This is a genomic window from Armatimonas rosea (genome assembly GCF_014202505.1).
In the GTDB taxonomy this organism is placed as follows: domain Bacteria; phylum Armatimonadota; class Armatimonadia; order Armatimonadales; family Armatimonadaceae; genus Armatimonas; species Armatimonas rosea.
In genome coordinates, this window is record NZ_JACHGW010000002.1 from 56,774 (window position 1) to 82,552 (window position 25,779).

The 25,779-nt window shown below is 64.2% G+C and carries 25 protein-coding genes; 5 read left to right on the plus strand and 20 right to left on the minus strand.

Annotation, left to right across the window (positions count from 1 at the left end):
* The 10 genes from HNQ39_RS08135 to HNQ39_RS08180 form a co-directional block, all read right to left on the minus strand.
* A complete protein-coding gene (locus HNQ39_RS08135) occupies positions 1 to 393 on the minus strand; it encodes a VOC family protein (protein ID WP_184193718.1) in 393 nt (130 codons plus the stop codon).
* Positions 394 to 405: 12 nt separating this feature from the next.
* Entirely contained in the window at positions 406 to 858 is a 453-nt protein-coding gene (locus HNQ39_RS08140; RefSeq protein ID WP_184193722.1) for a HEAT repeat domain-containing protein, read from the minus strand.
* A complete protein-coding gene (locus HNQ39_RS08145; protein WP_184193725.1) occupies positions 840 to 1,229 on the minus strand; it encodes a hypothetical protein in 390 nt (129 codons plus the stop codon). Before HNQ39_RS08145 ends, HNQ39_RS08140 begins: the two co-directional genes overlap by 19 nt.
* A gap of 64 nt (positions 1,230 to 1,293) precedes the next feature.
* The gene (locus HNQ39_RS08150; RefSeq protein ID WP_184193728.1) at positions 1,294 to 1,812 is read right to left on the minus strand and encodes an SMI1/KNR4 family protein; all 519 of its coding nucleotides are present in this window, start codon (positions 1,810 to 1,812) and stop codon (positions 1,294 to 1,296) included.
* 3 nt (positions 1,813 to 1,815) lie between these two features.
* Complete coding sequence (locus HNQ39_RS08155; RefSeq protein ID WP_184193731.1) at positions 1,816 to 2,838, minus strand: hypothetical protein; 1,023 nt, start codon at positions 2,836 to 2,838, stop codon at positions 1,816 to 1,818.
* The gene (locus HNQ39_RS08160) at positions 2,835 to 3,245 is read right to left on the minus strand and encodes an ester cyclase (RefSeq protein ID WP_184193734.1); all 411 of its coding nucleotides are present in this window, start codon (positions 3,243 to 3,245) and stop codon (positions 2,835 to 2,837) included. The genes HNQ39_RS08155 and HNQ39_RS08160 overlap by 4 nt, the downstream gene beginning before the upstream one ends.
* Before the next feature lie 64 nt (positions 3,246 to 3,309).
* Positions 3,310 to 4,377 (minus strand): phage tail sheath family protein, encoded by a 1,068-nt coding sequence (locus tag HNQ39_RS08165; protein WP_184193737.1) that lies wholly within the window; start codon positions 4,375 to 4,377, stop codon positions 3,310 to 3,312.
* A 209-nt stretch (positions 4,378 to 4,586) separates the two neighbouring features.
* Positions 4,587 to 5,255: a YoaK family protein gene (locus HNQ39_RS08170; protein ID WP_184193741.1), complete on the minus strand. Its 669-nt coding sequence runs from the start codon at positions 5,253 to 5,255 to the stop codon at positions 4,587 to 4,589.
* 48 nt (positions 5,256 to 5,303) lie between these two features.
* Positions 5,304 to 5,885: a hypothetical protein gene (locus HNQ39_RS08175; RefSeq protein WP_184193744.1), complete on the minus strand. Its 582-nt coding sequence runs from the start codon at positions 5,883 to 5,885 to the stop codon at positions 5,304 to 5,306.
* A 15-nt stretch (positions 5,886 to 5,900) separates the two neighbouring features.
* Positions 5,901 to 7,805, minus strand: coding sequence for a DUF6785 family protein (locus HNQ39_RS08180; protein WP_184193747.1), 1,905 nt, complete (start codon positions 7,803 to 7,805; stop codon positions 5,901 to 5,903).
* A gap of 148 nt (positions 7,806 to 7,953) precedes the next feature.
* On the opposite strand from HNQ39_RS08180, the gene HNQ39_RS08185 reads away from it, so the two are divergent.
* Positions 7,954 to 8,997: a HemK family protein methyltransferase gene (locus HNQ39_RS08185; protein WP_184193750.1), complete on the plus strand. Its 1,044-nt coding sequence runs from the start codon at positions 7,954 to 7,956 to the stop codon at positions 8,995 to 8,997.
* Between the two features lie 3 nt (positions 8,998 to 9,000).
* Here HNQ39_RS08185 and HNQ39_RS08190 read toward each other — a convergent pair whose 3' ends face one another.
* The 10 genes from HNQ39_RS08190 to HNQ39_RS08235 form a co-directional block, all read right to left on the minus strand.
* Positions 9,001 to 9,681 carry a TOBE domain-containing protein gene (locus HNQ39_RS08190; RefSeq protein ID WP_184193752.1) on the minus strand — a complete coding sequence of 227 codons (681 nt, stop codon included), beginning with the start codon at positions 9,679 to 9,681 and terminating at the stop codon, positions 9,001 to 9,003.
* Positions 9,682 to 9,733: 52 nt separating this feature from the next.
* Positions 9,734 to 10,258 carry a DNA-3-methyladenine glycosylase I gene (locus tag HNQ39_RS08195; protein ID WP_184193755.1) on the minus strand — a complete coding sequence of 175 codons (525 nt, stop codon included), beginning with the start codon at positions 10,256 to 10,258 and terminating at the stop codon, positions 9,734 to 9,736.
* A gap of 16 nt (positions 10,259 to 10,274) precedes the next feature.
* A complete protein-coding gene (locus HNQ39_RS08200; RefSeq protein WP_184193758.1) occupies positions 10,275 to 11,789 on the minus strand; it encodes a hypothetical protein in 1,515 nt (504 codons plus the stop codon).
* Between the two features lie 53 nt (positions 11,790 to 11,842).
* Complete coding sequence (locus tag HNQ39_RS08205; protein WP_184193761.1) at positions 11,843 to 12,166, minus strand: DUF2500 family protein; 324 nt, start codon at positions 12,164 to 12,166, stop codon at positions 11,843 to 11,845.
* 58 nt (positions 12,167 to 12,224) lie between these two features.
* Positions 12,225 to 13,355 (minus strand): four-carbon acid sugar kinase family protein, encoded by a 1,131-nt coding sequence (locus tag HNQ39_RS08210; RefSeq protein ID WP_184193764.1) that lies wholly within the window; start codon positions 13,353 to 13,355, stop codon positions 12,225 to 12,227.
* Between the two features lie 66 nt (positions 13,356 to 13,421).
* Entirely contained in the window at positions 13,422 to 13,655 is a 234-nt protein-coding gene (locus tag HNQ39_RS08215) for a hypothetical protein (protein ID WP_184193767.1), read from the minus strand.
* 1 nt (position 13,656) lies between these two features.
* The gene (locus tag HNQ39_RS29600) at positions 13,657 to 14,577 is read right to left on the minus strand and encodes a prepilin-type N-terminal cleavage/methylation domain-containing protein (protein ID WP_221290021.1); all 921 of its coding nucleotides are present in this window, start codon (positions 14,575 to 14,577) and stop codon (positions 13,657 to 13,659) included.
* A gap of 228 nt (positions 14,578 to 14,805) precedes the next feature.
* Positions 14,806 to 15,477, minus strand: coding sequence for a hypothetical protein (locus HNQ39_RS08225; RefSeq protein ID WP_184193770.1), 672 nt, complete (start codon positions 15,475 to 15,477; stop codon positions 14,806 to 14,808).
* A gap of 170 nt (positions 15,478 to 15,647) precedes the next feature.
* Positions 15,648 to 18,311, minus strand: coding sequence for a glycoside hydrolase family 2 protein (locus HNQ39_RS08230; protein ID WP_184193773.1), 2,664 nt, complete (start codon positions 18,309 to 18,311; stop codon positions 15,648 to 15,650).
* Positions 18,312 to 18,353: 42 nt separating this feature from the next.
* Complete coding sequence (locus HNQ39_RS08235; RefSeq protein WP_184193776.1) at positions 18,354 to 19,931, minus strand: right-handed parallel beta-helix repeat-containing protein; 1,578 nt, start codon at positions 19,929 to 19,931, stop codon at positions 18,354 to 18,356.
* A gap of 176 nt (positions 19,932 to 20,107) precedes the next feature.
* Here HNQ39_RS08235 and HNQ39_RS08240 point away from each other — a divergent pair, with 176 nt between their 5' ends.
* From HNQ39_RS08240 to HNQ39_RS08255, 4 genes are all read left to right on the plus strand, one after another.
* Positions 20,108 to 20,572, plus strand: a complete 465-nt coding sequence (locus HNQ39_RS08240) for an STAS domain-containing protein (protein ID WP_184193779.1) — start codon at positions 20,108 to 20,110, stop codon at positions 20,570 to 20,572.
* A 108-nt stretch (positions 20,573 to 20,680) separates the two neighbouring features.
* On the plus strand, positions 20,681 to 22,306 hold the full coding sequence (locus tag HNQ39_RS08245) for a DUF1800 domain-containing protein (RefSeq protein WP_184193782.1): 1,626 nt from the start codon (positions 20,681 to 20,683) through the stop codon (positions 22,304 to 22,306).
* A gap of 36 nt (positions 22,307 to 22,342) precedes the next feature.
* Positions 22,343 to 24,292 (plus strand): DUF1800 domain-containing protein, encoded by a 1,950-nt coding sequence (locus tag HNQ39_RS08250; protein ID WP_184193787.1) that lies wholly within the window; start codon positions 22,343 to 22,345, stop codon positions 24,290 to 24,292.
* A 103-nt stretch (positions 24,293 to 24,395) separates the two neighbouring features.
* Positions 24,396 to 25,730: a DUF1501 domain-containing protein gene (locus HNQ39_RS08255; protein ID WP_184193790.1), complete on the plus strand. Its 1,335-nt coding sequence runs from the start codon at positions 24,396 to 24,398 to the stop codon at positions 25,728 to 25,730.
* Positions 25,731 to 25,779: the final 49 nt, after the last annotated feature.

A 25,779-nucleotide genomic window follows, 5' to 3' on the forward strand; every position in this document is an offset into this window, starting at 1 on the left:
CTAGGGTGTCCCGAAGTTCAGCTCGACACGGTTGCCCGCCGGGTCCACGATAAAGAACTGGAGCTGGCCGGTGAGGGGGATCGTGGTCTTGTGAAACGGGACGCCTTTTTCATTGAGTAGCGCCTCGACCGCGACAAAATCGGTGCAGTCGAAGGCAAAGTGGTCGAAGTAGGTCGGGGTTTCTTTCTGGTGGATCTCGCCCTCCTCGGCCTCGTAGAGGTGCACGACTGCGGCGTCGGTGGCGCCCTCGGCGTAGAGCCAGTAGCCAAAGCCGGGGAACGGCGGGCGGAAGCCCTCGTGCAGCCCGACAATCTCGCAGTAGAAATCGCGGACGGAGTCGAGCAGGGGGCGTGGGGCGCGGATATTGATGTGGTTTAGGCCATGAGTTGCCATAGAAATTCTCCCTCAGTGAGGATTTGGTGCCGCATTGTAGCACGAATCGTCGGTGTCGATCCCAAACCGTGCCAGGCTCATGCAGGCCGCGCTGGCGACACAGGCGGGATCGTCCCAGTGGGTAGCGAGCTCTTTCAGTAGTGGAATCGCCCGTGGGTCTCCGAGATACCCCAGCGACATAACGGCATCGTAGCGCACCAAGTCATCGGGGTCGTGGACAAACGCGGCAACGACGGGAAATACCTCCGGTGCGCCGGTCTTGCCCAGAAGATAGGCCACCCGAAGCCGGACGCGCGGGTTCTCGTTACCAACCAGCTCCAGAAGCTGCCCGATAGCCTTTGTCCCAAAACGCAGGAGCCGCAGCTCTGCCTGAGTCGCCGTGGCGTCGTCGTCGCTGGCCAGGTTCACCAAATGCCCCGCAATCCGCCGCCGCGTGTCTGGCGAAGCTAGCTCTGGTAGTGCCATGCTCTCACCAGTTTCCCCTTGGTATCGAAGTGAACCGCGAGGCCGTCGCCGTCCATACGAAACCCACTCCACGCCCCAACCGAGTAGCACCAGATCGTGCCGGTGGTTTTCAAGGCGAAGTATTCTGGGGCTTGCTTGGAGCTTGGCACACCAAGGAGACGCTCAACAGCCGCCTCGGACATTCCCGGTTTCAGATAGTTTTCCAGGAGGTCTACCACCATCCGACCACGTGGGCTGTCTTGTGTCTCGGCGTTGGCCTGTGTCCAGATTTTTTGGTCGAACCTGCGGTCATCAAAGGGATAGGCAAAGGGAGGGCCAGCGGCATCGGCCAGCCATCCAAGGAGGGGAGGCCCACCGAACACTAGGGCCACACCGCCACCTAGCAGATAGCCTATTCTTAAAAACCTATTTTTTCTTTGCGTAGAACTCTTCATGCTATATCTCCCTCGGGTCACAAAGCTTGGCTAGAAGGGCGAGAAATGAGGGAGCGACTGTCTGGCAGGCGGGCTGGAGGGCCTCTCGGTTTTGCCAGGCATTGTGTGGGGCCTGGTCATGGTCGATGCAGACAATGGGATAGTCAGTGCTCTGTGTGGCTTGGGCTATATCGAAGCAGAGCGGGTCGCCACAAGGTCCGCATCCGAACTGTAGGTAGCCGAGTGGCCAGAGCTCGTTGCAGAGGAGAAAAGTCTCCGCCAGCGTGAGAGGATCGTCTTTGGGCACACCGGGCAACATATAGTCACCCGCCTCGATTGCCGCAAAGCTGCCGCAGGTCAGGTAGGTGCGAAACGTGGCCGGGAGTGCGACGGGAAGCCGCGACTCTAGTGCCTGGAGAGGCTTTGGGGGCTGGGGCGTCTCACGAAATGTAAACTCTGCGCGAATCTCAGGTGGCGCGTCGAGAAGCTGTGCGGCGCGCATGTCGAAGTAGCGCCGCACGTAGTCCTGCACGGTGAGCATGGGCTACTTTATCCGTGGCTCTTGCTGGCGCCAGGCGACATAATCGAAGCTCCAGCGGTAGTTTTGCGAGAACTGCTTGCCTCCCCAGACCTCCGGCCAGCCGTGGACCACGCCATCGGCGAAGATCTTGTCGCCCGCCTCTAGGAAGTACGGCGCACCGGTCTCGTGCCAGAGCCAGCCGTAGACGGGGACGATGAGTAGATTGATCGCGGGCCAGTAGGTGGTGGGGTTTCCGGTGTTGGAGATAAAGGCGTGGTGGGGGGCGCTGTAGCACTTGTCGTAGGTGAGGCGCGCGACGGCATCCAGCGACGTGCGGATTCTCTCCTTATCGGCCTGCGCGGTACCAGGCTGCTGGTAGACCTCGATCAAGGCCTCGGCGGTCAGGGCGAACATGAAGGGCTGGAACTTGGCACCGGAGTCACCGGGGTAGGGGCGGGCAGGGTAGGCTTGGAGGTAGGCGCGCCAGGTGTCGAGCTGGAAGTAGGCGATATCCAGGTACGGGTCGCGTCCGGCAAACTCCGGGTCCCCGAGCGCCTTGGCCGCGCTCCATGCCTCGATGGCGTAGGCGATCTCCCGGCTGGCGTCCACGAACGACGGCGTCTTAACCCAGCCCGCGATATCTGCCTTGTGCTGGGGCTGTGAGAACTTCCCACGCCGCGCGATCAGGAGCACCTCTTGCTTGGCGGTGGTGTCGTTGTCCTCAGTGGCATCGAGCAGGGAGCCCTTGGTGAAGTTGCGCCAGCCATCGACATAGTGCCCGACAGTCGGGCAGGTGGCATACGAGCGGTAGTAGAGGCGGCACTTCTTGGCGGCCTCCAGCCAGCTCCGGTCTTTGGTGTAGCGGGCGATCTGCCGAAAGACCCGGTTGCCGTCGTAGTACCACACCAGGTTTTCGTTGAGCACTTTGCAGCCGGAGCGTGTGCAGCCGCTATGGTCGATCGCGCCCGGTTGGGCGGCGATGATCTTGGCGCAGTCGGTCATGTGCGCCTCCCAAGTGGCGAGCTGGGGGATGGGCTTGAGTCTCATTGGAGCTGGGCTTGCATCGTGGCAAAGTCGAAGTTGTTCCAGCCCTCGACAATCTTGCCCTCGGAGATTCGGGCGAAGTTCATGCCCGTGAACTCCACTTTCTTGCCCGTGGCGGGAATGCCTAGCGAGTCGCCCAGGTGGGTGCCGCGCACCGTGCAGCGCACCGCGCAGATATCGCGCTGGGCGACCACTTCGTCGAGGGTGATGCACAGATCGGGGAAGGCGGTGCGGAACGTGTGGAAGACCTGCTTGAAGCTCGCCGGGCCACGCGCGGTGTTTCCCTCCGCATCGACAAGCCCATGGGCCTTGGCATCGTCGGCGAGGAGCTCGTCGATAGCCGCCTCCCGCCCTTGGTTCCAGACCTGTTCGTACCACGCACGTAAAACGCTCTCGGGGTCTTGCAACATTATCATCTCTCCTGAAACTTTTGCGACACTATACCACCCCACTTGCGATCGGTCTCTAGAGGAGCTAGGAAGTCTTGAGGGTGAGGCGCAGGATTATAAACTCGGCGGGACGAGCCGGGGCCAGCCCGACCTCAAGAACCAGCCGACCGGCGGCGACATCCTGCGCGGTCATGGTCGTCCCCAGCCCTACTTTCACAAAGAATGCCTGCTCCGGCTTGGTGCCCAGCAGTGCCCCCTGCCGCCAGAGACCCATTAAGAAACTCTCGACCAGGCTACGGGTCTGTGCCCAAGTCTTGGCATCGTTGGGCTCAAACGCTAGCCCCGCTAGCCCGCGGCGCAGGGACTCCTCCACCATCAAAGAGAGCCGTCGAACCGGGACATAGCGCCACTCGTTGTCGCTGGTGGCCAGGGTGCGCGAGCCCCAGACCAAGACGCCCTTGCCCGCAAACACGCGCAGGGCGTTGACCCGCTCTACCTCCCGCTCGGTGTAGGTCTCGGTGACGCCGGCGATCCCGCGCACCTCGGTGTTCGCCGGTGCTTTCCAGACCCCCCGCTCCCGATCGACCCGTGCACAGACACCCGCCACCGCGCCGCTGGCAGGGAGCGTCTCCCCACTGGCGAGCTTGAGCCAGGGCCCGTAGAGCGCCCCGTACGAGAGATTGTCGCCGGTGAGGGGGGCGCGGAGCGGCAGGCTTGTGGCGGCGGGGACATCGAGGAGGCAGAAGCGATTGCGCTGCTTGGCGCAGTGTGCCAGCGCGGCGAGCTGCACGCTCTCTAGCGGCGCGGTGTCCAGGAGCACGGCATCGGGGAAGGTGAGGAGGGTGGGCTCAGGGAGCCTCTCCAGCGCGGTGAGAGCCTCCAGAAACGGCGTTGCGCTCCCTACCTTGCGGGAGCCAAGCGAGTAGATATAGGCCGTCTCCCCGCCATTCAAAAAGAAGAGCGCCACGGACTCCGTGAGGTAACCCGGGAGCGTACTTGCCGCCAGCCGCGAGCCCAGGAGCCCCTTGCCAAACAGACTCTGGAACTCAGCGAGCGAGGTCACGCACTGAAAGCCCGTCGGGCCTTTGGCGGTGTGGCCAATAAACGCGGCAATTGCGGTGGGAACAGGGGAGATCGTCGGAGGAAAGGGCATGGGCTACTATACCCGTTAAGCCCGAACCCCGAGTTACCCGAGGAACGAGTTGACCCGAGGAACGAGTCCTCGGGCTTAAGAGGGCGACGCTCGCCTTCGCGAGCAGTAGATTCGGTTGGCTGCGAAGGCAGCCGTAGCCCTTTTAAGCCCGGCCCCTCGTGGTCCGGGCCGAAGAGAAATACTTTATGGTCGAGGCTCATGAGCGTAGTTTACGTGCTGCGACGCTGAAAGACGAAGTAGCCGCCGTAGACGAGGGCGGTGGTGGCGGTGAGGGTGGCGGGGATGAAGAGCGCGGCGTAGTGGAGCTGGTGAAAGGCGAGGGTGCCCGCGATTCCGCCGCAGAGGAAGCCGGAGATGACGATCAGGCAGAGCCGGAGGCGCTGGAGGTCCACAGGCAGGCCACGGAGGAAGTGCCCCAGAAAGATGCCTAGGTCGGTGAACATCCCGGAGACATGGGTGGTGCGGATGACCGCGCCGCTGTAGGTGCTCATCATCGCGTTCTGGAGGCCACACGCACACGATGCGGAGTAGATGCCCAGGAGGTTGCCCCGGTTGAGCAAGGGAACTGCTCCGGCGAGGAGCACCGACTCGAAGAAGAGGGCCACCCCATAGCGCCGCCCGAGCTTGAGCGTGCTATCTTGGATCAGAAAACCACTGAGCACGGTCCCGATAAAAAACGAGCCGATGATCGCGATAAAGTGCAGGGCGGCTGGTCCGTCCAGGGACGCCAAGGCCGTGGCCAGCAGCGAGGTCGTGCCCGTGAGGTGGGTCACCGCCTTGTGCTCAAAGCCCAGCAGCCCGACCACATTGACCATGCCCCCGACAAACGCCAGTGCCCAGGTCCCCGACCACACCCACTTTGGTAGCTTTGAAATCATGCTCCCTCAGTATAGGCAATTTTTGAGTACAGGGTTGGAGGAGCTTGCTCAGATGCCGGCACACTCGGGAGCGAAGCCGACTAGGACGGGGAGTGCCTCGGGGAGGTACTCGGGAGCAAGCAGGTAGGCCGTGAGGCGGACGTGGCCTTCCAAGACCGTCAGAGGCGAGCGGGGGGAGGCGGCGACAAGGATTAGCTCGGGAAAGTGCGCTCCGGCACGTAGGGCCTGTGCCGCCTTGAGGAAGCCCGCGTTACTGACACCAAATACCTCTTCACCCGATCGAATCGCCTCCGCCGCGACACGGGGAAGGCGTGTGTGGCGGGAGAGCTCGTTCCAGTAGGAGTAGTCCATGTAGCGCACCATGGCCACCTCAGTGGGGGGTAGCGTTGCTCGGTACCACTGCACGTGCTCCGGGAGATCGTCGAAGAGATAGGCGCGATAGCCTGCCAGGACCCGACGGCGGAGGGCACATTCGGTTGGGCTTGTGGTATCTGGGCTCTCGACCACCGACCGGCTCGCACCCTCGCGCTCGAGCTGGGCCTCGACCTGCGTGCCGAACCGCCCCGTCAGCTCCGCGCGGAGATAGAGCGCGATCATCTCGTCGAAGGAAGCGGTACTGACTAGCTGCATATTGTTGTGTACCGTTTAGTTCGGGAAAGTACGGTAGATCTCCGCGCCCAGCCCCAGCCCGACCAGGGACCAGAACGCGCCCGTGACAAAGTCGCCGAGGATGAGGCCGAGGAAGAAGGGGAGCGCGGTGCGGTAGAGCTTGATGCCGCCGTAGCGCAGGACGCTGGCTTTTAAGATCCAGGCGATGAACAAGTCCAGCCAGAAGAGCTCGTTGGCCCAGGTGAGGTTGAGGACATAGGCCGCGGGCGAGAGCGGGAAGCCGACAAAGCGCGTGCGCAAATAGCCTAAGAGCAGGGTCATGCCCGCGCCGAAGAGTGCGCCCAGCCAGGCGTGGGAGTCTGGGGGGCGCGGCTGCGAGACCCAGCCCGCGAGGCGCGCCCACGGGGAGCTGCTGGCGAGCAAGCGGTAGGGGTTGACATTGGCGGTGCCCGCGCCGTTGACATGGTAGAACTGCATGTCCCAGAGCAGGGCGCTGGTGATCGCAACCGCGAGCGCGAGCAGGCAGGCGAGGGCAAAGGGGCGCAGGCGGGCGGCGGAGCGCTGCATCCCCACAAAGCCTTGGAGCGCCTGCGGCAGGAGCCCCGCGCGGTAGTCCAGGTTGAACCAGGAGAGGGTCGCCAGGTGGGAGAGATCGGTGGGGGAGAGGGCTGCGGTCCCGGCGAGGGTGGTGATCATGCTCTGTGGGTCCACCCAGTTCAGCAGCGGCGAGAGCACCGCAGTCTCGGCGCTGAGGCGGGCGAGGGTGAGCTGGAGGAGAATGTAGATCGTCAGCAAGACCAGCGGGAGCCACCAGGGCGCACCGGCAAGCACGAGCATCACCCAGATCGCCAGGAAACCGACCACGGCTCCCGTCAGTGCGACCCGGGCGCCGGGCTGCTGGGGGAGAGTGGCGAAGTAGCGCCGGGCGGCGAAGAGCGCCGCGAGACACACCACGAGCCAGGCACCCCAGGCCTGAAACTGGATAAAGGGGAACTGGTCGGGGTGCTCGTTTTGGGTGTCCGTGCCCAAATCCCGCCAGTTTTGGGTGACACCCCAGAAGTTGAGGAGCTTCTTGCCCAGATGAAACACCCAGAGCGAGAAGAGCATGTCGGCGTTGATGAGGAACCCAAAGCCGATCCCCGACGGATGGATCAGGGCGACCACCATCCCAAACCCACTGTAGGGCGGGGCGTTGAGCGCCATGAGATCGACGGGCTTGTTGAACGGCAGCGACGGCAAGCTGGGGTACATGCCGGCCAAGGTGTTGAGGGTGTAGAAGAACGCTGGGATGCCAAACCCCGCCCAGAACAGCTTGTTCCGAAAGAGGGGAATACCCTCGCGGCAGAGCTCCAGCGGGAGCGCGACCACGGGAAACGTCAGGTGCTCCTGATCGGCCCAGCGCTGGCGCAAGAGATAGGCCAGGCATAGTAGGGTCGAGAAGAGCAAGAACAAAAACACGCCCCAGAACACCAGCGCCGGTGCCCAAGCGGTGAGCGTCTCGGGCGTGAAGAAGCTGGTGTGCCCCTCGTAGAAGGCCTTGAGCCGCGCCGGGTCGCGCGGGCCGAGGAGGTTTGCCGGTAGGTACGGGAAGAACTTCTCCCAGCCGCGCTCGGGGCCGTAGCGCCAGGCATTGACCAGAAAGGGCGTGAAAAAGCCCAGGTTGCCGATGCCCGCCACCGACGAGCTGAGCGAGAGGAGGACATAGACCGCAAAGAGCTCCGCCGGGCGCAGAGCCGCTCGGGGGGCGAGCCGTCGCACCAGCGCGTTGCCGAGACTCAGCAGAAAGAGCAGAAATGCCACCCCGATAAACAGAGTCGTGATCGTGATCTCGGTGACCTTGGTGCGCATCTCCGAGTTGGCGATCCAGCCCGTGTTGAGCACGATCAGCGGCAAGGCCAGCCCCAGTGTTCGCCCCCACCGCACCGCTGCCTTGTCTGTCATCGTGGCGTATTTTACCCCTAACCCCCGCTCGGCGGGGGCACATGGAGCGCATGGACGGTAAACGTCCTGCTATGGGGCGCGTTCGCGCCGCCTCCCTCGTCCCTCGGTCGGGATTTCATCGTGTGCTGTAGAGCGATACACTGCCGGTGTGACGCTCTCTCTCTTTCTTGCAAGTGCCACCCAGCGCCTCGCCGATGCGGGCATTCCCGCTGCGGAGGCCCGCACCGAGGCTCGGATTCTGGTGCAACACGCCCTCGGTCTCACCCGCGAGCAGCTGATCTTGCGCTCGGATTCCCCCGTGGATGGGGGCCAGGGGGCACTTCTGGAGCCGCTTCTAATCCGCCGTGCAAACCGCGAGCCGCTGGCCTATATCCTTGGGGAGCGCGGGTTCTACGGCCTGAGCTTTCAGGTCACCCCCGCCGTGCTCATCCCCCGCCCGGAGACGGAGCATTTGCTGGAAGCTGTGCTTGCGTTTTCGCCTCCCCCGGCCGCTCTACCTCCCCCGGCCGCTCTACCTCCCCCGGCCGCTCTACCTCCCCCGGCTCGCTTAGGCTCGCCACCCCCTCCGGCTTCGCGAAGGGGGGCGGCATCCCCTCCATCCCCCCCTTCGCAGCGAGGAACGAGCGATCAGCCGGAGGGGGGGACCGAGTGGTGCGAGGTCGGGGGAGGTAAAAAGCGCGGGGCTCTCCTGGATATCGGCACGGGCTCGGGGTGCATTGCGGTGACCCTCGCCAAGCTCTTGCCCGAGGTGCAGGTCTGGGCGACCGATATCTCCGAGGCGGCACTGGACGTAGCCCGGGAGAACGCGGTGCGGCACGGGGTATCGGTGGAGTTTCGGCGGGGGGACTTGCTTGCGCCCTTGCCACCGGAGCTCTGCTTTGAGGTGATTGTCAGCAACCCGCCCTATATCGCCCCTGCCGAGGCACCCACCCTGGAGCCCGAGGTGCGCGACTTCGAGCCGCACACCGCGCTCTTTGACCCGAGTTTGGGGGGCGATGGGCTAACGCTCTACCGCCGACTGGCGGCCGAGGCACCGGCGCGGCTTGTGGCGGGGGGGCTGCTCGCGGTGGAGGTGGGGCAGGGGCAGGCCGAGGCCGTGGCGCAGCTCTGGCGGGAGGCGGGGTTGGCAGAGGTCGCGATCACGCTGGATCTGGCGGGGATTGGGCGCGTCGTCTCGGGGAGAAAGCCCTAGCGCCTAGCTCTTGGCGAGCGAGACATCGAGCGCCTTGAAGAGCGCGGTCACCTCATCGCCCACCTTGAGCTCGATCTGCTCCGCGGCGGAGGGGATCATCGCGGAGACCACCTGGCCTGCGGGGGTGTCGATATAGATAATCACGAGGGTGGAGCTGGAGATGATATTGACCACCTTGCCCCGGATCTGGTTGGGAAAGCTTAGCTTCATAGGGTTCTCTTCTTGGTCGGTGCGTGCCAGCGAGATGCTGGTCGCCTTGCAGAGCGCCAGGACCTCCGCGCCGGGGACAATGCCCAGCGGCTCGCACTCATCGCTGTCGATCAGGGCGCAGATCGTGTCCCCCGAGCGGAGCCGCAGGGTGGCAAGCCCGACAACGCCATCGCTCTGGACCTGCTCGACAATTGCCTGGAGCTGGTTGGGGATGCCCATGCGTGCGGGGCGGATCACCCCGACATGGCCCTCCAGCTCCAGCTCGGTGACGCCATCCAGGGGCAGCCCGACTTTCTTGCACCACGCCACGACCGCCTCCTTGCTGGGGGCATCCAGGAGCCAGACAATGCGACCCTCTTGCAGGCTGTGGAAGCTGCGGTAGCCCCGCACGACCGGGTCCTGCTGGCCGAGGCGCGCGATCTGCTCAATCCGCTCAGGCGTGAAGGCACCCGGCGGCAGGGTGTGGATACTCATAAACAGCGGCACGTCCCATTGTACGCGCTGGCGGTGCGTGGGGTCCCTGCCTTCAGGCGCTCAGGGGGCGCGGGGGCTGAACGGGGCAGTCGGGGTCGTGGGCGCCGGGGAGGTAGCCACAGCTCATCAGAAACTCCCCCACAATCTCGCCGCCGGTGAAGGCAAAGGTCTTCTTAAAGAGCGCGACCCAGGCGGGCTTCTCTTGGGGATGGTGGGAGTCAAGCCAGCTCTTGAAGCTCCCGTAGCTTGCCTGAAGCTCCAAGATCTTGCGGGCGTTGGTGACCGCGGCGCGCACCTTGAGCCGGTTGCGGATAATGCCCGGGTCGGCCAGCAAGCGCGCGATGTCGTCGTCGCCGTAGGCCGCCACTCTCGCGATCTCGAAGCTATCGTAGGCTGCGCGGAAGCCCTCTTGTTTCTTGAGGATCGTCTCCCAGCTCAGCCCTGCCTGGTTGATCTCCAGCACCAGCCGCTCAAAGAGGGCATCGTCGCTCTCCACCGGGAAGCCGTAGACCTGGTCGTGGTAGTGGACATGGACCGGGTGCGCCTTGCCGGAGCGGACAAACTCGCAGTAGCTCATAGAGATTCCCCGTGGCTCATGCCGATTTTTTATCGGGCTCGGTGGTCTTCTTCTCGGGCTCGGTCGCTTTCTTTTCCGGCTCCGCGGCTTTTTTCTCTGGCTCGGGCTTGGGGAGCGGGGCGACCAGGGAGAGCTTGGTTGCCGCAAGGCGACCGTCGCCATCGAGCAGGCCCACGGCGCTGGCGGACTTCTCCTTGAGCGCGCTCAGGAACGCCTCGCGGGTGAGGGAGCCGCCCTTTTCATCGAGGTAGAGAGTCGCCTCGGTGGTGGTGAGGGGCAGGGGTTTCTCGCTGGGGGCGAAGCCATCCCACTCGGTGGGCTGGGCCAGGGTGAGCGCTCCGGTCTTGGGCTCCGCGGTTACCGTGCCCGTGGCCATTGCCTCGCGCAGGCTCTTGCCCAGTAGCCAGGCGCGGCGCACGGAGAGCGCGCCGGTGGCGGGCTCGTAGCTCCCCTCGATACGGACACGGGTGCCGGACTGGGAGAGTGCGGTCAGGAACGCCTCCGCGCTGATCGGAAGCCCGCCTCGTCCCCGGAGAACCGCCTTGTCGGCAAGTGTGGCGGAGACCGCCAGGTGGGTGGGCAAGATCCCCGTGGCGCGGCTCAGGCTCAGGGTGAAGGTGCCGAGCTTGCTGTCCACACTGCCCGGTGTCCCCTCCAGCGAGGCGTCCTCGGGGCGGCCCAGGGTCAGGCGGCTGGCGGTGAGAGTCTTACCATCGGCGGAGAGAGCTCCCTCGACCAAGGCTGGGGCACCGTCGCTGAGCTTGGGGCGGCCACTGCCATCGGCGTTGGCGAGCTGGGCGCTCTCCAGGGCGAGGGCAAGCCGTCCGCCGTTGGGCAGGAGGAGGGTTGTCCCCTTGAGCTGGCCCGCGACTGTCACCGGGAGCGCAGTCTTGGGAGCCTCCCCGAGGCTGAGCTCTAGCCCGGCCTTGCCCGCGTTCGGGACAAACTTGGTCAGATCGACCGCCAGCGCCAGGGCACCGCTCTCAAAGGGCTTGCCCAGGGTCAGGGTTGCGACCGCGCGGCCATCGGCATCTTTGGGTAGTGCGGGGAGCAGGGAGATGGTCTCCACCGCGCTCTGGTCGGGCTTGCTGGCCTGGACCGCGGGGCCCAGAGTCACCCGAATCCGGTTCAGGCCCGGCAGGGAGCTGAGCGCCGCTCCCGCACCGGGAAGCACGCCCGGCTGGGTCAGGTCCAGGAGAAAGCCTTCGCCGCTGGAGAAGAGAGTGATGGGCTTGTTGTCCAGCCCAACTCCCTCCACTTTGTAGACACTCGCCCAGACATGGCCCCAGGTGGGCTGCGCGGCATCGGTGCCGGTCACAAACACCCCGACCGGCGTGAAGGGCGCACTGGCCGCGGTGGGCTCGGCAGGATCGACCGCACTGGCGCTTCCGCTCCCGAGCCCGGCCGCGGCGCGGTTTGCCGCAGAGCCGCCCGCCGGGGAGCCGCTGTCCGTGGCCGTCCCGGAGCCACCACAGCCCGTGAGGGAGAGCAACAACGCGAGGGGCACGAGGGCCAGTGTAGGTCGTTTCATAACACTATTATTGACCGGCTGACCCAGATCTCCTTCATTTTGTTTTCGGGAGGCTAGCTGCTCTCTCGCTCAAAGCCGCAGAACCAGGAGCCGCGCGTGTGGAGCTGCCCCGACTGGCCCGCATGGACTTCCTTGTAGAGGCTCTCCGACACCGCGAAGTTACGGTGGGAGCCATCGGCGAGGGCGAAGACCAGCACGTGGCGCTGGTCGGGGTCCCAGCCACTCCCCGGCTCGTGGACCAGGGCTTTCTCGATAATCGTGGCGGGCTCGGTGTACTCGGTTTGGTGGCGGTTGAGAGACCAGAGGCGCAGGGCCTGCGCCGCCCAGAGCGCTAGGCTGCCCCCCAGAACCGCGATAACGATAAGCTCTGTGGACATGCTCTGATGGTGCCCGGACATCGGGCGGTGTACCTCCCCCAAATGGCGGATTCTGCCTCTAGGCGCGTGGGCTCTGGCGGAGGCGGCCCAAGAACGCGGGATCGGCGGGCGGTGTGGCGCTGACCACGACTTCTTTGCCTGCGAAGGGCCCCCCGATAAGCCGGCAGAGGGGCGCTCCCGGCTCCAGAGCCGCGACCCACTCCAGCCCCTCGACCGCGAGCTCCGTGGCGATAGCGCGCAGGAGCTCCTGGCCATAGACCACGAGGCGTGCGGTGCTCTGCTGCTCCAAGATGCCGCGCAGGGCATGTGCCAGCTCCTCGGGGATGGGGGCGGGGCTACCGGCGTAGAGAATCCCACTATGCCCGACCGAGAGGGCGCCTTGGAGCACCTTGACGGCGCGTGCTGCCTCACGGAACGTATGGCAGAAGAAGCCCTGGGTGCGTGCCCAGGTGAGCTGAGGGTCGAGCTCTCTCAGGTCTACGCCACTGACCACGAGGAGCTGGCGGGCAGGCTCGGAGTGGGGCGTGGTCACGTGCTCCGGGAGGAGCTTGGCTGCCCGCCAGCCCGCCAGGAGGGTGTGCTCCACCGCCACGGAGCCCGCCACGAGCGGCGGCTTCTGCTCCCAGAGCAGTGTCCCCAGCAGCGCGGTGTGTCTCTCCGTGAGGGAATCCATAAAGACGACACTGGGCTCGGGGTCGGCCTGGATAGTCCGAAGACGTGCCCGGACGGCATCCATACCGGTCTCCAAGTACAGACAGCTGAGGTCGTAGAGCGAGAAGCGCGGGGTCTGCTCGTGCAGGGCGACCGCGAGGTCGGGCTCCTGTCGGGCGATCGCCCAGAGCGCCTCGCGGTAGAGCTGGTGATGCAGGCCGCGAAATGCGACAAAGTGCCCCAGCGCGGGTGCGCCAAAGAGAATCGGGACGGCGCGGGGGCTGCCAAGCTGCTCTGTGGCATGCTCTAGGATCGCCCCGAGGGTGCGGGGGGAGGCGAGCGCATGGATAAGCGAGGGCCTAAGTGGCGGGAGCGCGGCGGGGGAGTCGGCCCAGAGCCCGAGAGCCTCTAGGTCTGCGGGAAGACTTGTGGGTGGGCTGAGGCAGAGCTGTGCTCTGACCCCAGCACGGGCGAGGAGCTCCAGAGTGGTCAGGAGCTCGGAAAGCTCAGAGGTATAGAACGCAAGTCGCAGGCTCATGTCCTATTGTAGCAAAGACGGCGCAGAGCACTGCTCTGCGCCGTCTTTGTGGAGACCAGAGACGCGCTACTTAGGAGCGCCGCCCTGAGCCCCTTTCTTCATGCCGCCGGGGCCTGCGACTCCCGCAGCCTCAAAGGGATTCTGAGGACGGGTTGCACTTGCTGCCTCGGCTGGCAGGGGCTTTCCATCGCTGGTCTTGATCTCACCCAGCTTGGGGCCCGGATCTTCTTCTTTACTGCAGCCTACGACAAGGCTTCCGAGAAGAAGCGTGGTCAGGCCGAAAAGAGCTAGTTTTCTCATCTTAGAATTGGGGGTTCCAGTACTGGTAGTAGTACGCGTTGCGGCTTGCATCGTAGGAGCAGCCCTCGAGGGTGTTGTACTTCATGCTCTTGGCATGGCCATCGCAGAAGCCGACATTCGCAAAGCCACGCTTGTTGGGGTTGACACTGGGATCAGACCGACCGCCGAAGTAGTTGGCGCTCTCACCCTTGTGGCGGTACCAGGTCCAGCCGTCACCCGAGCCACAGGGGCTTCCCGTGGGGCCTGCAGGCCAGACACCGCCGTTGCCGATCCCATTGGTCTGGGAACCGTCCCAGCCCCAAGCGCTCTCACCGACGAAGAGGAGGGTCTCCGCGGGGCGGGCGATTGCGGAGAGCTTGCCATTGGGGTGGCCGGAGATATTGACTCCCCAGTTGATGACATTGATGGAGATCGCCATCTGACCAACCATGGACTGGTAGACCTCTTCCACATCCTTGGCGTAGGTGCCCCAGGTGATTCCGTAGCCACCGGCGACAGCCTGCTGCCACTTGGTAGGTCCGATCTCAGGGCACTCCCCGATCTTGTAGTTCTTCAGGTAGGGCTGAATCACGCCGAAGAAGCCGATCTTGGAGTTGGCGATCTGCTCGGCGCGGGTGGCGCCGGGTGCCAGGGTCATGTTGTCCCAGTCCGGGCGGGCGCAGGGGTTCTCGCCGTAGAGGCAAGCGCCGTTGTTATCCATGCGCGGATAGGTCTCGTCGTAGTCCTGGGAGTACATCATGGCACCCAGACCCACCTGCTTGACGTTGGAGAGGCAGGAGATCTGACGTGCCGCGGCGCGTGCCTGGGCAAAGACGGGGAAGAGAATCGCCGCAAGAATCGCGATGATCGCGATCACGACGAGGAGCTCGATAAGTGTAAATGCCCGGCGCGTTTTGCCCAGGCTCTTGGTTTGATAAGACATGACTACCCTCTCAGAACGATAGAGATTCAAAAAATGAGTGTTTCTGGAGAGGAAGAGCGGTCAGGCACACAAAGACACCCAACTGCTGATCCCTTAGGGTCTCCAGCAAGAACCGCTGTGTGTCTCGTTATGGGGAGGTAAACCACCGGAAGGTGGCTTCCTTGATTGTTGGCGACAGTCTAGCGGAGAATCTTGGTTCTGTCAAGGCATCTTAGAGGATTGAAAAAATCACAGCGAGGAACAGGCAGTTCCTACAGGGGAGGACGGTCGTATCCGCCCCAAGCGCACCTCAATCTCGTCCTGGAGAGCCTTGGGATCGCTGAGCGACTCTCCCGTGGCACTGAGGCGCAGCGTCGTAAGCCAGGACTCGCGCTGGCGGTGGAAGATGGGGATCAGCCAGATGCCGCTACGGTGCTGGGGCTCACCGGGGAGAAAAGTCTCGCCCAGGTTAAGGCTTGTCCAGCGGTTAGCACAGGCACGCACGGCGTAGGCGGCGAGGGTCTTGCGGAGACGGCGTCTGGTCTCACGCCGCAGCTGGGCACCGATGAGCTCCTCGGCGATATGCTGGACCTTGCCTTCGAGAGGAAGATTAGGGCGTAGGCTCACCAGGGTCTCCTCCACGCGCTCCTCGATCCAACTGTCGAGCGCCTCTAGCTGGAGCTTGACCCAGCGGGCGAAGCCATTGCGGCGCTCACTGGCGCTCTCCGGGAGACGGATCGTGTCGCTGTAGAGCTGGAGCGCGAGCTCGTCCTGGATCATGTCGGCGGCGGCACGCACGAGCTGCCGCGACTCCGGGCGGCTCAGCCACGCGCGGAGCAGCATCAGGATCACCTGGGTCTCAGCATCGATGGGGGCCTGGGTGTCGAGGAGAGAGTCGGGGATATCAACGAGTGTTTTCATGGCGTTTCCCCGTAATTATCTGGGGATCGCGCGGAAATCTTTAGGATGCCGCCCAATCGAATTGGGCGTCTGCAGTGGCGTTCCGCCGCAAAGCCCGTTCCGGGCTGGGGATTCCGTAGCCCGGAACGGGCTTCGCGGCTGAGGAACGAAGCCACTGCAGACGTCGGTTTTCAACCGGCGGCAAAAAGCCCGTTGCCCGTCCGAAGAATTTTTGGCTCGCCCAGTAGCGCGGTGTCCCACGGGAGCGAGTACGGGACGCCCGGAAGCAGATCGAAGCAGTTATCCGCCACGGGCCGCTCACCGTCGGTATCCAAGCACACCCCCCACACAAAGACCTCCGAGCGCAGCGTGAGCACGCCCTCGTGCAGGGAAAGCACGAGGGTTGGGTTGGGGGCGAGTTTCAGCTCCTGAAAGCAGTGGAAGAAAACCCGGTGCTGGGCGACGGGCTGGTAGGTTTTATCGTAGAGCACCGCTTGGGCAAACTCGCCCGGTTTCCACGGACGGTGAGGGTCAAGTGTCGCAAGAAGAACCGTGCTGTTTGGGGGGATCACCACGGAGCGGCTATCCTGTCTGGGATCGCAGGGACAGCAATCGGTTACCGTATCTATTTGCTCCATCAAATAGCCATGCCATTCTTGATCGGTCTCATTGATGCCGAAGACGCCAACCCCGTCTGGAGGAAGCTCAGGGTTCTCAAGAGGAGCACAGACCACACTCACGGGCTGGAAGGCTCGGCGCACTGGGTGGTAGGCGAGCTTCTTTCTTCGGTAGTAGTCCACGATAGTCCAAGAGTGGGTCGTGGGCCAGGAGTCGTTGTACATCCAGAAGATCGCGGCGGAGCTGGAGAACATGCGGCGGCGGTAGTTGGTGATGTACTCGGTGAGGCCCTCGGCTTGGAGGAGCGCGGAGGCAAACGCGTAGGTCTCCCAGTCGAGCTGCTCGGCGTGCAGGCCGGTCCAGTGGGTGAGGGTCTGGTAGGCGCGTCCGGGCTGGCCGGGCGTCATGGGCTGCATGGCGTAGGGGTTGTCGTGGTGGTCCCAGGTGGGGGAGTTGAGCTGGCGCTGGCCCTCGGGGAGGAACTGGCGCAGGGTGGCGGGGCTCGATGCGCCCAAGACACCGCCTTCGTTGGGGAACCGATCCACATAGGTGCGATACTCCCACCAGTCGGTCGGGCCATTTTGGCGCAAGGAGACGCCCCAGGGGTGCTGGTCGCCCACGGTCGGGTCGGTGGGGTTCTCGTAGTCCGGCGAGTAGGGCGAGCTGATCCAGTAGAACGCGTAGGGGGCCTCGCGCTTGGCGATTTGGGGGAAATCATGATGAAACAGCGCGTAGTGCGGGTGCGTCCGAAACTGCCTATCGTAGCCCCAGTTCCAGTCGCCCTCCTCGATCTCGTTGTTGCCACACCAGACCACGAGGCTCGGGTGGTGCGCGAACTCCCGCATCCCCCACTGCACCTCGCGCCGCGCCTCCGCCGCCCACTCCGGGTAGTCGCCGGGGTACTTGGCGCAGGCAAAGAGCAGGTCGTGCCAGACCAGAATCCCACGCTTGTCGCATAGCTCCAGCAGGTCGTGCCCTGCCCATGTCCCCCCGCCCCAGATGCGGAGCAGGTTGAAGTTCGCCCCCACGGCCAGGTCCACCAGCTCCTCCAGCCGCTCGGGTGTCACGGTGGAGTACAGCATGTCCGGCGGCACCCAGTTGCCGCCCTTGCAGAAGATGGGCTTGTTGTTGATCTTGAGGATAAAGTGCCTCCCCTCCTCGGGATGCGCCGACTGATCCACCTCGACCTTGCGAATCCCCACCTTGCGCAGGAGCTCTGTGTTCTCATTATCAATGGCGAGGAAGATACAGGCAGTGTACTGAAATGGCTCTCCATGACCGATTGGCCACCAGAGTTTTGGATTCGTGATCGTGACTTCCAGAAAGTGAGTTGAAATGCCTTTGCCAAGAATAAGCTGATCTTCATAGTAAGACTCATCGCCCTCAATGATTGAGAATTGAACAAACCCAGCATGCTCTTCTGAGCTGTTAATAGTTAGTTGCGCATAAACTGTTGCTTCAGAAAAATCTGGGTTTGGAATGGCATAGACTTGCAACTGAGTAATCTGAAAGGTGCCATACTCCAGCCTGACATCGCCTAAGATACCGACATTCATTAAGCGTTGTTGCCAGTCCCAGCCACGTTGCCACTGGCCTTTTCGCATCCAGTGATTCTTGGTGAGGAGCGAGAGTTGAGTGGTTTGGTAGTCCGCGCCGGGCTTGTCGGCGACGGCGTAGAGCCCGGCATCGAGGCGCACGACCAGCGTGTTTTCCTCGCCTTCGGGACGCAGTTTACCGGTGACATCGAAGCGTGCCGGACGGTGGGCGTTGGCGTGGCACCCGATTTCTTGGCCGTTGAGGTAGATCACGGCATCGTATTCGAGCAGGTCGAAGGTGAGGAAGACTTTGGCATCCCTCCCCCCTGCCCCCTCCCTTCCCCTGAGAGCCTCCTTCGTCGGCGGGAAGGGAGGGGGGGAACCCACCCCTCTGACTCCCCTCCCTTCGTCCCGACGAAGTCGGGTTTCAAGCGAAGGGAGGGGCTGGGGGAGGGATGCCGGTGTCACAAACACCTTCCGGTACACCCAGAACTGCTCCTCGACCCAGCGGGCTTTGAGGGAGTTGAGGCCGATGCGGGGATCATCGAGGAGGCCGTGGCGCATCAGGGTGGTGTGAACGGGCTCGGGGACATGGGCGGTGAGCTGGGTGCGGAGCGGGGCGGTCTCGGCGGTGAGAAACTGCGGGAAGTCGTCGTGCCAGGCGAGCGACCAGTCGCCATTGAGGGAGAGCGTCTGCGGCATGGCCTAGGGTTCACCACACCACAGACGCTCTCCTGCGTGGGGTTAGTAGGCACCAGGACGGTCCGCCCCTGAGCGCGCCGAGCCATCGCGGCGGCGGGTGACCGTGTTGCTGAGGGTGCCTTGGGGGATGCTGGGGCGGCTGGGAAGGTTGGCCCAGTCGAAGTCGGGGAGCGCGACAGCGGCGCGGGGCGCGAGGCTGGCTGCTGCTCGGAAGTCGGCGCTGAGCTGGGGATTGAGGGTGTTGAAGGCATTGTCCGCCGCGAGCTGGCCGGGGTTGCAAGTCGGGTTGCTCTCGCGGCAGCCCTCGTCACCCCCGACCCCGAGCGGGGTCTCGACACCGCCGTTCCAGAAGATATTGCCGCGGATCTGGAGGTTGGTATCGGCGAGCGCGGGGTTGGGAGCGTTCACACCGCCCGTGTTGGCACGGGGGCCGTAGACCGCGAGAAACTGCTTGTCGCTATTGCCCGTGGAATTGGCAAAAATGTTATTGTACACAAAGACATTCCGGTTGCCAATCGCGATCTCCGGCTCCCGCGCCAGCGTGCCCCAGCCGCCCGCATCGAGGCGCTCCCGGCAGTTCTCCGTCTCCCCATCGCACTCGTGGAAGCCGTAGACCACCTCCAGCATGTGGCTCCGTGCGCCGCAACGGGTGGCCGTGTTGTAGGCCAGCAGGATGTTGTAGCCCCCATTGACCCCGAGCGCCGCGCCCTCGACATCGTGGATCACATTGTTGACCACCTTGATATCGTAGGCCTCGTAGTGCACCCAGGGGAGGGTCATGTACTCGATCCCCGTGCCCTGGCCCGCCGTAAAGCCGCCCGTGCCCGCGTCGTAGAGCTCATTGCCCTCCACCAGGAAGTAGGCCGAGCCGCCCTTGAGGTACATCGCCCAGTCCTCGGAGTCATGGAGCTTGTTGTTGAGGAAGTGGCCGTACTGCACCCCAACACAGTCCACGGCGTTGTCGCCCGCGCCGGAGATATCCGAGTTTTCGACAAAGAGGTTCTGGGTCTGGTTTGCCTTGAAGGCCTCCTGCGCGAGCCGCCGCCCGGCGCAGGAGATGCGGCACTGGCGCACGAGAACATGATCGCAGCGCTCTAGGTGAAAGGTATCGCCCCCCTCGACCGTCTTGGTGATATTGAGCCCGATAAAGTAGACATAGCGGCAGCTCGCCATGTTGATATCCGAGAGATTGGCGGTTCCTGGCCCATCGACGGCATTGAGGAGGATGGGGAACTGCGCCGTGCCGAAGCGCTCCTCCCAGTAGTTGGGAATCCCGGTGTGCGTTCCCGCCATCAGCTGAATCCGGTAGCCGCTCCCCGTGAGTGTCGAGCCGCGTGGGATACGGTTCCACGCCGCCGCGACCGTCCGCAGCGCCTGCCCCCGGCTCGCGCCGCTATTGCTGTCGTTGCCGCCGCTCGGGTCCACCCAGAGGTCGGTGACAGTCGGAGCGCCTAGGTCGTACTCGCGGCCCGTGGGGAGCATGCTACCGCCGCCGCTTGGGGGGGTAGGGAGAGTGGGCGTAGGGGTGGGAGTCGCGGTCCCACTGGGCTGGGGCGAGCCGCCCCCACAGCCCCAAAAGAGCCCGAGCGCGGCAAGGGAAAGAAAGAGACGCTGTAGCATGGTGTTGTTTTGTGTTCCTCCAGGGCCAGTATCGGGGCGGAGCGCAACACAAACGCAACACGTTTTGTTTTAGGGGAGGGTGTGATCTCTATATCACAGGTCTACTGTCGGGGATGCGGTATTTTCCTCGCCAAGACACGGTGTTTTCGGGTGAGATTTACCTTAAGGCATTAATCTTGCAGCGTCTTCAAGACATGAACGACTTTGTGCTTTGCAATGCAGAGACCGGGGAGTCCCGTCCTGTCTTTTCGACACCCCGGCGTGGGCGGCCCACGGCGCATGTCCCCGATCACCTACTCTGTGTGACCCAGAGCTGGACCAGTGATGGTTGCCTCATACTGACCGCCAACGGGCGTCTTGATCTCAATACCGTGCTCTCTTTTCGGGACAGTGTCTTCACCGGGCTGGGCGAGCGACCGAGCAAGCTGATTCTCGATCTGCGCCCGCTCCAAGTCGTGGAGGCGGCGGGGATCGCGACCCTGGTGACCCTCTCGCGGGTGGCGCAGCTGGTGGGGATTCCCTACGAGATTCGCTCGTCGCGCGAGCTGGAGTCGCTCTTTATCGAGACCGGGCTGGATCGCCTGATGAAGGCAGCGCCCCCCACCTCAGCAGAGATCGCCCAGAAGCTCCTGCTGTCGTAGGACGGGTTTGTATAGATTTCCTTTTCTCTAGACCTCCCAGCCGCCCGAAGCTCTTCGGGCGGCCTTTTTTTGCTGAACTTCTCGGTCGGGGAGGGCGTCCACAAGGGCATGAAGACTCTCCCTCTCTTGCTAGCGGTGTCGCTGAGCTTGGCGGCCCCCGCGCTCAGTGCGGACAAGGCTCTCACAGAAGAGCAGCGCATTGTCCACGTGCTCAACCGGCTTGGGTTTGGGCCCCGCCCCGGCGATCTTGAGCGGGTCAAGGCCCAGGGCCTCTCTGCCTATATCCAGCAGCAGCTCCATCCCGAGACCCTCCCCGATACCACGGTTGAGGCGAAAGCGGCGACCTTCGATGGCCTCGCGATCCCGCCCCGCACGCTGGATCGGCTGGAGGCACAGTCGCGCCAGAAGGGCAAGGCGCTCCGAAAGCAGCTCCAGCGCAAGGCTACCGAGGCGGGCCAGGAGTCCAGCAAGAAGGCCCTGCGCCAGCAGCTCACCGAGAAGCAGCGCCAGGAGCTGGAGCAGGCCGCGCAGGCCAAGAAGCAGGTGGCAGAGGCGACCCAGCAGGTCGTCGCCAATAAGTTTCTCCGTGCGATCGAGAGCGAGAAACAGCTCCAGGAAGTGCTCGTGGATTTCTGGAGCAACCACTTCAATATCGATGCCTCGAAGGTCCGAACCGCCAAGATCGCCGATGAGCAGCGGGTAATTCGCCCCCATGTGCTGGGCAAGTTCAGTGAGCTCTTGAACGCATCCGCGCACTCCGCGGCGATGATGCTCTATCTCGACAACGACCAGTCCACCGCCGCCACACCTGCCAAGGGGAAGGCCAAGACCAAGAAGAAGCCCGGTGGCCTGAACGAGAACTACGCGCGTGAGGTGATGGAGCTGCACACGCTCGGGGTGGACGGCGGCTATACCCAGAAAGATGTCACCGAGCTCGCCCGCTGCCTCACCGGCTGGGGCGTGGAGAAGGGCAAGTACAGCTCGGTCTTTGCCTACCACGACAACCTCCACGATAAAAAGCCTAAAGAAGTCCTTGGGCTGAGGCTACCGGCGGGCGGGGGGCAAGAAGACGGCCAAGCGGTGCTGGACCTGCTCGCCCGCCACCCCAGCACGATGCGCCATATCTCGACCCAGCTCTGCCAGCGCTTTGTTGCAGATAACCCGCCGGCGAGCCTGGTGGAGAAGTGTGTCGCGACCTGGAAGAGAACCGACGGGGATATCCGTGAGATCCTGACGACGATCTTCACGAGCCCTGAGTTCAACAGCGCGTCTGCGTTCAAGAGCAAGGTGAAGTCGCCCTTTGAGTATGTGGTCTCCGCCGCACGCGCCCTCGGGGCGAGCTACGAGGTGGGGCCCAAGCCGCAAGAGAGCTTTGGCAAGAAGACACCCACGGGGAAAGAGACCCTGACAAGCGGTCAAGTGGCGCTCCTGGGGCAGCCGCTGTTTCGCTACGCCTTCCCGACCGGCTACCCCGAGGAGTCGAGCAAGTGGGTCTCCAGCGGGGCGCTGATCGGGCGCATCAACTTCGCGCTACGCCTCACCGAGGGCAAGCTCGACGACCTCAAGGTGCCGTCGCTAGCCCCACTCTCCCCGGAGAAGCCCCAGACACTGGCACTGCGGCTCCTGGGGCAGCCACTCTCACCCGCCACGGCCGCGACCCTGCAAAAACAAGGCGTTACGGGCACCAAGGCGGTCGCGCTCCTCCTCGGCTCGCCCGAGTTCCAGCGCCGCTAGACTGAACTTCAGGAAGGGAAAATCGTCGAAAACGCTATGATCATCACCACCACACTCCTTGCACTGGCGCTGGGCGCGGCGGCCCCGGCACCCCCTGCGGACAAGGCTCTCACGGAGGAGCAGCGCATTGTCCATGTACTCAACCGGCTTGGGTTTGGGCCCCGCCCGGGTGATATCGAGCGGGTCAAGGCAATCGGGCTAAAGAACTACATCAACCAGCAGCTCCACCCCGAGACCCTCAAGGACCAAGCGGTCGCTGCCAAGACCGCGGGCTACGAGGCACTGAAGCTCACGGGCCTTGAGATCGCCGAGCTGGAGCGCGGGGTGCAGATGAACAATGCGCGCCTGCTTCAGCTCCAGAACCAGCTCGCCCAGCGCGGTGCCACGGGGGCATCCCAGGCCATCCAGAACGGAGTCGCCGCGGCCCAGACCGGCACCCCGCCGCCGCCACAACAGCAAGCCCAGGGCATCATGGAGGTCATGCGCAACGCCACCCCCGAGGAGCGCAAGCAGCTGGAAGAGGGGCGCATGGCGCGCCAGAGAGTCAACGACGCCGGCTCGCAGCTGGTGATGAACAAGCTTGTGCGTGCCGTGGAGAGCGAGAAACAGCTCCAGGAAGTGCTCGTGGACTTCTGGAGCAACCACTTCAATATCGATGCCACCAAGGTGCGCGCCGCCAAGGTCACCGACGAAGAGCAGGCGATTCGGCCCCATGTGCTGGGCAAGTTCAGCGAGCTCCTGAAGGCGAGCGCCCACTCGGCGGCGATGATGCTCTACCTGGACAACGCCCAGTCGGTCGCGGCCCAGCCTGAGCAACCACAGGGGCGCTTTGGGGCGCAGCGGCAGTTCTCCTTCGACCAGGTCAAGCAGGGGGCTCTGAATGGGATTCCCATGGCGAACCAGCTGATGGCGCGTGTGCGGGAGATTGCCAAGAATCAAAACCTCTCCGAGGAAGAGGCCTACAAGCGCCTCACGTCGCAGGGACTGCCCAACCGCTCCGCGCTGGCCCAGCGCCAGCGAGCGGGCCTGAACGAGAACTACGCGCGTGAGGTGATGGAGCTGCACACGCTCGGGGTGGACGGCGGCTACACGCAGAAAGATGTCACCGAGCTCGCCCGCTGCCTCACCGGCTGGGGGGTCCGCGGTGGGCGCTACGGCGGCGAGTTTGAGTTCCACGCCAACCTCCATGATAAGAACCCCAAAGAGGTGCTGGGTATCACATTCCCCGCCGGCGGGGGCCAGGAGGAGGGCGAGAAGATGCTCGATGTGCTCGCCAACCACCCCGCGACCATCAAGAATATCTCCACGAAGCTCTGCCGCCGCTTTGTCTCGGACACGCCGCCGGCGAGCTTGGTGAATAAGTGCGTCGCGACCTGGAAGAAGACCGACGGCGATATCCGTGAGATCCTGACGACGATCTTCGCGAGCCCTGAGTTCAACAGCGCGTCTGCGTTTAAGAGCAAGGTGAAGTCCCCCTTTGAGTATGTGGTCTCCGCCGCGCGCGCCCTCGGGGCCACGGTCGAGACCGCGCCACCCGCCGCGCCGGGGCCGTTTGGCGGAATGCGCCCTGCGGTGGGGATCAATATCTTCGCCCCCAACGGGGCCGGTCAGACCAACCAGCGCCTGCTCGCCGGGCAGGTGGGGCTCCTGGGCCAGCCGCTCTTCAACTACGCCTTCCCGACCGGCTACCCCGAGGAGTCGAGCAAGTGGGTCTCCAGCGGCGCGCTGATCGGGCGCATCAACTTCGCGCTCGCTCTGGTCAATGGCCGCATCAGCGATGCCGACCTGAGCAAGGCACTGCCCTTCTCGGAGACCCCCAACAAGCCCACCCCGGCCATGATCGAGCTGCTCGGGGAGCAGCTCACGGGGACGCCGCTCTCTGCCGCAACCCGCAAGACCCTGCAAAAACAGACCGAGGGCGATGAGTTCTCGGCCAAGCGCCTCGCGGCACTGATCCTGGGCTCGCCCGAGTTCCAGAGGAGATAAGCCCACCCCCTAACCCCCGCCCGGCGGGGGGAAAAGAAGGAATCCGATTCCCGATATCCCCCCCGTTGCACGGGGGATGGGGGGCAGGCAGGAGATAAAACCCATGAACGTATCACGACGATTGTTTCTGAAAAATGGTGGCGTGGCGCTGGCCTCCGTGGGGCTCGTCCCGGCGCTGGGGCCGTCGTTCTTGCAGCGTGCCGCGCTGGCGCAGACCGCGGGCAAGAAAAAGAAGACCCTGGTCTGTGTCTTCATGCGCGGTGCCGCCGATGGGCTCTCGGTGGTGGTGCCGCACGGGGAGGCAGAGCTCTACCGCGCCCGGCCCAATATCGCCATCCCGCGCAACCAGGTGATCGACCTCGACGGCTTCTTTGGCCTGCACCCGGCGCTGGAGCCGCTGGCCAAGATCTACAAAGACGGCCACCTCGCCGCGGTGCATGCCTGCGGCTCGCCTAGTAGCACGCGCTCGCACTTCGATGCCATGGACTACATGGAGAGTGGAACCCCTGGCAGCAAGGCGGTCCAAGACGGCTGGCTGGCCCGCGCGGCGCTACTCTGCCCCGAGGACCGCGCCAAGGCAAAATCAGGCAAGTCGCCGTTTCGTGCCGTGGCGCTCGGGGGCGGCCTGCCCACCGCGCTCAAGGGTGATGCCGGCGCTCTCGCCATCCCCGACCTGCGCACCTTTGGGATCAACGACCCCGCCGCCAGCCGCCGCCCGGGGCGCCGCACCGATACCAACGACACCATGATGGCGGGCGCGTTTGCCGCCGGGAGCACCGCCGGCGGCTTCGAGGCGCTCTACGACCAGGCGGTTGGCGATGTCCTTCATGGCACGGGCAAGGAGAGCTTCGAGGCGCTGAAGATGCTCCAGGGAATCAACCCGGCCCGCTACACGCCGGCCAGCGGTGCCAACTACCCGACCGGCAAGCTCGGGGAGTCGCTCAAGCAGATCGCGCAGCTCATCAAGGCCGATGTGGGAGTCGAGGTCGCCTTCGCCGATATCGGGGGCTGGGACACGCACGCCAACCAGATCCAGAACGGCGCTCCCGCGCAGGGAAACCTGGCCAACAAGCTCCGGGAGGTCGGCCAAGCGCTCGCCGCGCTCTACACCGACTTGGGCGACAAGATGGACGATGTGGTGGTGCTGACGATGAGCGAGTTCGGGCGCACGGTCAAGCAAAACGGCACGGGCGGCACCGACCACGGCCACGCGACCTGCTTCTTCGCCCTTGGAGGAGGCATCAAGGGCGGCAAGGTCTACGGCGACTGGCCCGGCCTCGCCCCCGAGAAGCTCTACGAAAACCGCGACCTGGCGCTCACCACGGACTTCCGCGCGGTCTTTGGCGAGGTCGCTATGAAGCACCTAGGCGTTCCCAGACTAGAGAAGCTCTTCCCCGGCTACGACGGCGGCACCAAGTCCTTCCGCGGCCTCCTGTAGCGGCCTCATGGACGAGGCGATTCCGCTTCGCTGCTGGCCTACGGCCACA